The 8,041-nt window shown below is 70.0% G+C and carries 7 protein-coding genes; 1 reads left to right on the forward strand and 6 read right to left on the reverse strand.

Translation table 11 applies throughout. The features are described 5' to 3' along the window. On the forward strand, nucleotides 1-514 hold a 514-nt coding region (locus ACRDPN_RS04815), incomplete at its 5' end, for a hypothetical protein (protein ID WP_431446232.1). On the opposite strand, the gene ACRDPN_RS04820 is transcribed toward ACRDPN_RS04815, so the two are convergent. From ACRDPN_RS04820 to ACRDPN_RS04845, 6 genes are all read right to left on the reverse strand, one after another. Continuing rightward, nucleotides 507-1,229, reverse strand: a complete 723-nt coding sequence (locus ACRDPN_RS04820; protein WP_431446233.1) for a hypothetical protein — start codon at nucleotides 1,227-1,229, stop codon at nucleotides 507-509. The genes ACRDPN_RS04815 and ACRDPN_RS04820 overlap by 8 nt on opposite strands. Before the next feature lie 4 nt (nucleotides 1,230-1,233). Next, on the reverse strand, nucleotides 1,234-4,638 hold the full coding sequence (locus ACRDPN_RS04825) for a pyruvate carboxylase (RefSeq protein ID WP_431446234.1): 3,405 nt from the start codon (nucleotides 4,636-4,638) through the stop codon (nucleotides 1,234-1,236). A 136-nt stretch (nucleotides 4,639-4,774) separates the two neighbouring features. Then, a complete protein-coding gene (locus tag ACRDPN_RS04830) occupies nucleotides 4,775-5,176 on the reverse strand; it encodes a heat shock protein transcriptional repressor HspR (RefSeq protein ID WP_431446235.1) in 402 nt (133 codons plus the stop codon). Next, on the reverse strand, nucleotides 5,176-6,312 hold the full coding sequence (gene dnaJ / locus ACRDPN_RS04835; RefSeq protein WP_431446236.1) for a molecular chaperone DnaJ: 1,137 nt from the start codon (nucleotides 6,310-6,312) through the stop codon (nucleotides 5,176-5,178). The genes ACRDPN_RS04830 and dnaJ overlap by 1 nt, the downstream gene beginning before the upstream one ends. Before the next feature lie 11 nt (nucleotides 6,313-6,323). Beyond that, nucleotides 6,324-6,911 (reverse strand): nucleotide exchange factor GrpE, encoded by a 588-nt coding sequence (gene grpE, locus ACRDPN_RS04840; protein ID WP_431446237.1) that lies wholly within the window; start codon nucleotides 6,909-6,911, stop codon nucleotides 6,324-6,326. After that, on the reverse strand, nucleotides 6,908-8,041 hold a 1,134-nt coding region (locus ACRDPN_RS04845), incomplete at its 5' end, for an Hsp70 family protein (RefSeq protein ID WP_431446238.1). The genes grpE and ACRDPN_RS04845, both read right to left, overlap by 4 nt.

Genomic DNA, 8,041 nt, shown 5'->3' on the forward strand with positions numbered 1-8,041 from the left:
TGGGCCGATGGGCAGCGAACAGCTCGCATGGTCGGGTCGCACATGGCGGATGCCGGCATGGCTGTGGATCGGCTTGGCGACGATGTTCGTCAGCGTCCTGCACATCATCATCGACTTCGGCGTCGGCCTGTTCGACCTGCACGGCACACTCTCGCTCACCGAGGCGACGACCCTCATCGGCGTCGCCCTCATCCAGCTCTGGTGGGCCATCTCCTTCATGGCAGGCGCGCAGGGCAGCGGCAGCGGCGTCGCCAGCGCGGGGATCCTGGGTCTCGGCTGGGCGGCCCTGACCAATGGATTCCCCATCGTCTTCTGCCCGCCGGTGTGCGCGGAGGCGCGACCGTTGACCGACCTCGGGCACGTCGGAAGCATCGTGTTCGGGATCCTGCTCGGGCTCGTCACGATCTGGTCACTGTGGCGCGTGCGAGTGCGTCCAGGCTGGTTCATGCCGGCGATCGCGCTTGCGCTCGTGATCGGCACCATCGTGTCGCTCGCCAACACGCCGATCACGTAGTACCCGTCCCATCGTCGTCGGCGAGCTCGGCCAAAGCGCCGAACGGGTGGTCGGGCTCCGGGTACCAGTGGGCCGGGTCCTGCTCGCGCCACATGCCGACCTCCTCCTGACTCATCGTGGTCAGCAGCACTGGATGGCCGTCCTCGCCGGCCATCGGCCAGCGGAGCGGGTGGATGCCGACGTAGGCCCACGCGTGCTCCGGTGAGGTGCCATCCTCCAGCAGGAGCTGCGCGGCATCGAGCTCGACCCGCTCGTACCGGCGACCCTGACCCTCGACGACGTCGAGCAGCTCGATGTCGGCGTCGGTGCACATGGACAGGAAGAACACCGCCTCGTGCTCGTGGGCGCGCACGAGCGTCGCGACGATCTGACCGTCCTTGCGGGTGCCGTGGCTCCACACCGCGGCCAGTCCGGTGGTCTCGCACTCGAGGTTGACGAGCGGCCCACCCTGGCGCACGACCTTCGACGGACAACGGTTCGAGCCGAAGCTCAGCACGGGCGTCCGCTCCGCGAGCCCGGGCTGCCCGGAATCGCGTAGCCAGTCGTCCAGGCAGACCGCCTCACTCCCCGTCCGCACAGCCCAGCCCGACGGCGTCTCGGCGTCGACCTCGATGCGGTGCACCGTGGCGTCGGCGTCCACGACGTAGGAGTGGTCAGGCCAGTCGCCCGGGTACGGATCTTCTGGCCAGTCGCTCGCGGGTCGAGGCTCGCTCACGGCCCTATTCCAGCACGAGCAGCAGATCGCCGCCCTCGGCCTGGCGAGTGTCGGCGATCGCGAGGCGCTTGACGGTGCCGGCCGACGGCGCGGTGATCGACGCCTCCATCTTCATGGCCTCGATCGTGGCGACGGTCTGGCCGGACTCGACCTTGTCGCCCTCCCCCACGACGGCGCTGACGACGCCGGCGAAGGGCACGGCCACCTGCTTCGGATCTGACGCGTCTGCCTTCTCGGCGGACGCGACCTTCGCCTCGACGGAGCGGTCGCGCACCTCGGTGGGGCGCAGCTGCCCGTTGATCGTGCCAAGGACGTTGCGCATGCCGCGCTCGTCCGGCTCGCCGATCGCCTCGACCCCGAACAGGTGCAGGGTGCCCTCCGCGAGCCGGACCTCGGTCTCCTCGTCCGGGCGGAGGCCGTACCAAAACGCGTCGGTGGGTACTGCCGAGAGATCGCCGTGCTCGGCCTGCGACTTCTCGTAGTCGTCGGTCGGGCCCGGGAACAGGAGGTGGTTGAGGGTTCGACGTCGGGTGGCGACGTCGTCGGACGCGAGCTCCTTCGAATCGTCGTCGCTGAGCTCAGTGACCCGCGGCTTGGTGGTGCGACCCTCCAGCGCCTTGCTACGGAACGGCTCGGGCCAGCCACCGGGCGGGTCGCCGAGCTCGCCGGACAGGAAGCCGATGACCGAGTCGGGGATGTCGTACGCGGTGGGGTCGGCTGCGAACTCGTCCGGGTCGGCGCCGACGGCCACCAGGTGGAGGGCAAGGTCGCCGACGACCTTGCTCGTCGGCGTCACCTTGACGATGTTGCCGAGGATGTCGTTCGCGGCGGCGTACACGTCCTCGATCTGCTCGAACTTCTCGCCGAGCCCGAGCGCGATGGCCTGCTGGCGCAGGTTGGACAGCTGCCCACCGGGGATCTCGTGCCGGTAGACGCGCCCGGTCGGCGCCGGCAGCCCGGACTCGAACGGCGCGTACAGGCGTCGCACCGCCTCCCAGTACGGCTCGAGGGCATTGACCGCTGCGATGTCGAGGCCGGTGGTGCGCGGCGAGTGGTCCGTGGCCGCGACCAGCGCGGACATCGGCGGCTGGCTGGTGGAGCCGGCCAGAGACGCGGAGGCGGCGTCGACGGCGTCGACCCCGGACTCGATCGCGGCGATCAGGGTGGCGAGCTGGCCACCGGGTGTGTCGTGGGTGTGCAGGTGCACCGGCAGGTCGAACCTCTCGCGCAGCGCGGTGACGAGGGTGCGGGCGGCCGGGGCGCGCAGCAGGCCGGCCATGTCCTTGATGGCGAGGACGTGGGCGCCGGCGTCGACGATGTTCTCGGCCAGCTTCAGGTAGTAGTCGAGCGTGTAGAGGCGCTCGTCCGGCGAGGACAGGTCGCCGGTGTAGCAGAGCGCGACCTCGGCCACTGCCGGACCAGTCTCGCGCACCGCGTCGATCGCCGGCCGCATCTGGCTTACGTCGTTGAGGGAGTCGAAGATGCGGAACACATCGATGCCGGAAGCGGTCGCCTCGCGGACGAACGCGGTGGTGACCTCGGTCGGGTACGGCGTGTAGCCGACGGTGTTGCGTCCGCGGAGCAGCATCTGCAGGCATAGGTTGGGCATCGCCTCGCGCAGCGCGGCGAGCCGCTCCCACGGGTCCTCGAAGAGGAACCGCAGCGCGACGTCGTAGGTGGCCCCGCCCCAGCACTCGACGCTGAGCAGCTGTGGTGTCGTGCGCGCGACCACGGGCGCCGCCTCGAGCAGGTCGCGCGTGCGGACGCGGGTGGCCAGCAGCGACTGGTGCGCGTCACGGAACGTGGTGTCGGTGACGCCGACCCTCTCACTCTCGCGCAGCGCCTGCGCCCAGCCTTCCGGTCCGAGCTCGAGCAGCCGCTGTCGGGAGCCGTCGGGCGGGGCAGCATCCAGATCGACATCGGGAAGCTTGGTGCGCGGGTTGACGCTCACCGGCGCAGAGCCGTTCGGCTTGTTGACGGTGACGTCGGCGAGATAGCCGAGCAGCTTCTCGGCCTCCTCCGCCGGCGGCTGGGCCACGAGCAGCTCGGGGTGCTCGTCGATGAATGTGGTGTTGACGTGACCACCACCCTCGATGTCGCTGAACTCGGGGTGCGCAAGCAGGCCCCTGAGAAACCCGATGTTGGTGGCGACGCCGCCGACGCGGAACTCCCCCAACGCACGCCGGGCGCGGGTGACGGCCGTCTGCATGTCGGGACCGCGGCAGGTGAGCTTTGAGAGCAGCGAGTCGAAGTGGGCGCTGACCTCGGCGCCGGTGTAGGTCGTGCCGCCGTCGAGACGCACCCCCGGACCGCCGGGTGAGCGGTAGGTGGTGATCTGGCCGGTGTCGGGCCGGAACTCGTTGCCCGGGTCCTCGGTGGTGATGCGGCACTGCAACGCGGCGCCGACGGCGGTGATGGCGCCCTGGTTCGCGAGGCCGAGGTCGGCGAGCGTCTCGCCGCTCGCGATGCGCATCTGGGCCTGCACGAGGTCGACCCCGGTGACCTCCTCGGTGACGGTGTGCTCGACCTGGATTCGCGGGTTCATCTCGATGAACACGTGTCGACCGTCGGCACCCACCAGGAACTCGACGGTGCCGGCGGATGCGTAGTTGATGGACTCTGCAAAGCGCACCGCGTCAGCACAGATACTCCGGCAAAGCTCGGGATCGAGATTCGGCGCCGGCGCCATCTCGACCACCTTCTGATGCCTGCGTTGCACCGAGCAGTCGCGTTCGTGCAGGTGGACGACGTTGCCTTCTCCATCAGCGAGGATCTGGACCTCGATGTGCCGAGCGTCGGCGACGGCTTCCTCGATGAAGCAGGTGGGGTCGCCGAACGCGCCCTTGGCCTCGCGCATCGCGGCTTCGACGGCCTCGCGAAGCTGGTCGGGCTCGGTGACCCGTCTCATGCCGCGTCCGCCGCCACCTGCGACGGCCTTCACGAACAGCGGGTAGGTCAGGTCAGCAGCGGCGTCGACGAGCGCGTCTGCGTCGTCCGACGGCTGGACCGACGCCGGCACCGGCACTCCGGCCTCGCGGGCCGCCGAGACCGCACGCGCCTTGTTGCCGGTGAGCTCGAGCACGGAGGCCGGCGGTCCGATGAACGTGATGCCCGCGCTCGCGCAGGCCTCGGCGAGCTCGGGGTTCTCCGACAGGAACCCGTAGCCCGGATAGACGGCGTCGGCACCCGCGCGCTGGGCGGCCCGGACGATGGCCTGGGGGTCGAGATACGCGCGCACCGGGTGGCCCCGTTCGCCGATCTCGTAGGCCTCGTCGGCCCGGACCCGATGCTCCGAGCCGCGATCCTCATACGGGAACACCGCCACCGTGCGGGCGCCGAGCTCGTGCACGGCCCGGTACGCCCGGATGGCGATCTCGCCCCGGTTGGCGATGAGGATCTTCTGGAACACCCGCTCAACCTACCGAGGGTTGCTGCCGACGCGACTACCGCGAGTGGCGCAAAGGTGGCCGCGAGTGGCGCGAGGTGGTCAATTCGAGACGGCGTGTCGCGCCATTCTGCGCCATTCGCGGTCGGGTTTGCGCCACTCAGCGACGGGGCTTGTGCCAGACGCTGATCTGGGCGTCGGTAACGCGCACGGGGAGGTTCTGCACGGTGCCGAGGGCCTGGTGGGCGGTGGCGAGCTCGGCCTGGAGCTCGGCGATCTTCTGTTGCAGGGCGTCGACCTGCGTCTCCAGCTGGATGACGCGCCGGACGCCCTCGAGCCCGAGGCCCTCGTGGGTCAGACGGGCAACCTGACGCAGCAGCTCGATGTCGCGGAGCGAGTAGCGGCGACCACCGCCGCCCGTGCGTCCCGCCTCGACGATGCCGAGCCGGTCGTACGTACGCAGGGTCTGCGGGTGCAGGCCGGACAGCTCGGCGGCGACGCTGATCACGAAGACCTTGGCCTCCGGACCGGGAGGACTGAACGGATGTTCGGCGGCCATCATCAGCTCACCGCCTCCGTCGAGATGGTCGCGCGGGGATCGGTGTTGCCGCGGGCCGCGCGCAGGGCCTCGACGGCGGCTCGCGACTCGTCGTCGAGCTCGGCCGGCACCTGGACATCGATGGTGACGAGCAGGTCGCCCCGACCGCCGCTCCTGGTGGCGCCGCCCTTACCGCGAGCGCGGAACGTGCGTCCGCTCGGCGTACCCGCGGGGATGCGGATGCTGACGGTGGGGCCGTCGAGCGTCGGCACCGAGATGGTGGCGCCGAGCGCCGCCTCGTCGAAGGCGACCGGAACCGTGATGGTGAGGTGGTCGCCCTTGCGTGCGAACAGGCTGTGCTTCTCGACGTGCACCATGAGATACAGGTCGCCGTCTGGCGCTCCCTCGCCCCGACCGCCCTTGCCCTTGAGCCGGATGCGCTGGCCGTCCCGGACACCCGGAGGCACGCGAACCTGCAGCGTTCGACTCGACGGCGCCCGGCCCGAGCCGCGGCAAGTTGCGCACGGGTCCTCGACGACCATGCCGCGGCCACGGCACTGGTCGCACGGCTCCGTCATCGCGAAAACCCCGCCGACCGTGCCGGTCTGCATGCCGCTGCCCTGGCACTTGGAGCACACCTTGGGGACGGTGCCCGGCTTCGCGCCGGTGCCGTGGCAGGTGGGGCACGCCTCGTCGCTGGTCATGCGCAGCGGCAGCGTCGCACCGTCGACCGCCTGCTGGAACGTGATGCTGGCCTCGGTCTCGAGGTCGTCGCCGCGCCGGCCCTGCGGCTGGCGCCGGGTACGACCGCGGCCGCCGCCTCCGAAGATGCCGCCGAGGAGGTCACCGAGGTCGAAGTCGACGCCGGGGCCGCCCGGCGGGCCGTACGGCCCGCCACCACCCTGGAAGCCGCCCTTGAACTGGCCGAACAGCGTGCGCTGCTCGTCGTACTCCTTGCGCTTGTCTGGCGACGACAGCACGGCGTAGGCCTCGGAGACCTCCTTGAAGCGGTCCTCGGCGGCCTTGTTGCCCGGGTTGGAGTCGGGGTGGTTGGCGCGTGCGAGCTTGCGGTAGGCCTTCTTGATGTCGGCCTGCGTGGCGTCCTTGGACACCCCGAGCGTCTTGTAGAAGTCCTTGGTCGCCCAGTCACTGGCCGGCATGGCGGACCTCCCTACTCGGTCTCGGGTTCGTACTCGACGGGCTCGTCCACAGTTTCGGGCTCAGCTGACGTGGCAGGGTCCACGACGCCGACCTGGGCGTGTCGGATCACGTCGTCGCCGACGCGGTAGCCCGTGCGAACGACCGACTGGATCGTGGTGACGACCACGTCCTCCGACTCGCCGGCGTGGAAGAGCGCCTCGTGCAGCCGGGGGTCGAAGACCTCGCCGGGGGCGCCGAACGTCTCGAGCCGGTGGCTCTTGACGGCCTGCTGCAGTGAGTCGGCGACGGCCTTGAAGCCGCCCTCGAGCTCCCCGTGCTCCTCGGCCCGGCCGATGTCGTCGAGCACGGTGAGCAGCGAGCGCAGCACGGACGCCTCGCCCATGGTGCGCGAGATCGTCCGGTCACGCTCGACGCGCCGCTTGTAGTTGACGTACTCGGCCTGGATCCGCTGGAGGTCGGCGGTCCGCTCCGCGAGCTGCTGCTCGAGGGTCGGCTCGACGGGCTCGGGCTCCGGGGTCGCTTCGACAGGCTCAACGACCTCGTCCGTCCCTGAGCCTGTCGAAGGGTCGCCGTTCGTCTCTTCCGGACGATCGGTCACTTGCGCTCCTCGTCGGACGCGGTGTCGTCCTCGTCGACGATCTCGGCATCGACGACATCGTCGTCAGCGTCCGCCTCGCCGGCGTCACCCGTCGGTGCTCCGGCATCGCCGCCCTGGGCTGCCTGCTCGGCCGCGGCGGCCTCGTACATCGCCTGGCCCATCTTCGAGCTGGACTCGCCGAGCTTCGTGACCGCAGACTGCACGGCGTCGGCGTCGTCGCCCTTGAGCGCCTCGTTGAGGGCATCGAGGTCGGCCTGCACCTCGGCCTTGACCTCGTCACCGACCTTGTCGCCGTTCTCCTGGAGGAACTTGTCGGTCGTGTGCGCGAGGGTCTCGGCCTGGTTGCGGGTCTCGACGGCCTCGCGACGCTTGTGGTCCTCCTCGGCGTACTGCTCGGCGTCCTTGACCATGCGGTCGATGTCGTCCTTGGACAGCGCGGAGCCGCCGGTGATGGTCATCGACTGCTCCTTGCCGGTGCCGCGGTCCTTGGCGGACACGTTGACGATGCCGTTGGCGTCGATGTCGAACGTGACCTCGATCTGCGGCACGCCACGCGGGGCCGGGGGCAGTCCGGTGAGCTCGAACGTGGCCAGCAGCTGGTTGCCGGCGGCCATCTCGCGCTCGCCCTGGTACACCTGGATCGCCACGGACGGCTGGTTGTCGTCGGCCGTCGTGAACACCTCGGACCGCTTGGTCGGGATGGTCGTGTTGCGCTCGATCAGCTTCGTCATCACACCGCCCTTGGTCTCGATGCCGAGGCTCAGCGGGGTGACGTCGAGCAGGAGCACGTCCTTGACCTCGCCCTTGAGCACGCCGGCCTGCAGGGCGGCGCCCACGGCGACGACCTCGTCGGGGTTGACACCCTTGTTGGGCTCCTTGCCGCCGGTGAGCTCCTTGACGAGCTCGACGACCGCCGGCATGCGGGTGGAGCCACCCACGAGCACGACGTGGTCGATGGCCGAGAGCGCGATGCCGGCGTCCTTGATGACGTGCTGGAACGGCGCCTTGGTGCGCTCGAGCAGCTCGGCGGTGATCTTCTCGAACTCCGCACGGCTCAGCTTCTCGTCGAGGAACACGGGGTTCTTCTCGGAGTCGACGGTGATGTACGGCAGGTTGATCGACGTCGACGA

This window comes from Aeromicrobium sp. (assembly GCF_050700635.1).
GTDB lineage: Bacteria > Actinomycetota > Actinomycetes > Propionibacteriales > Nocardioidaceae > Aeromicrobium.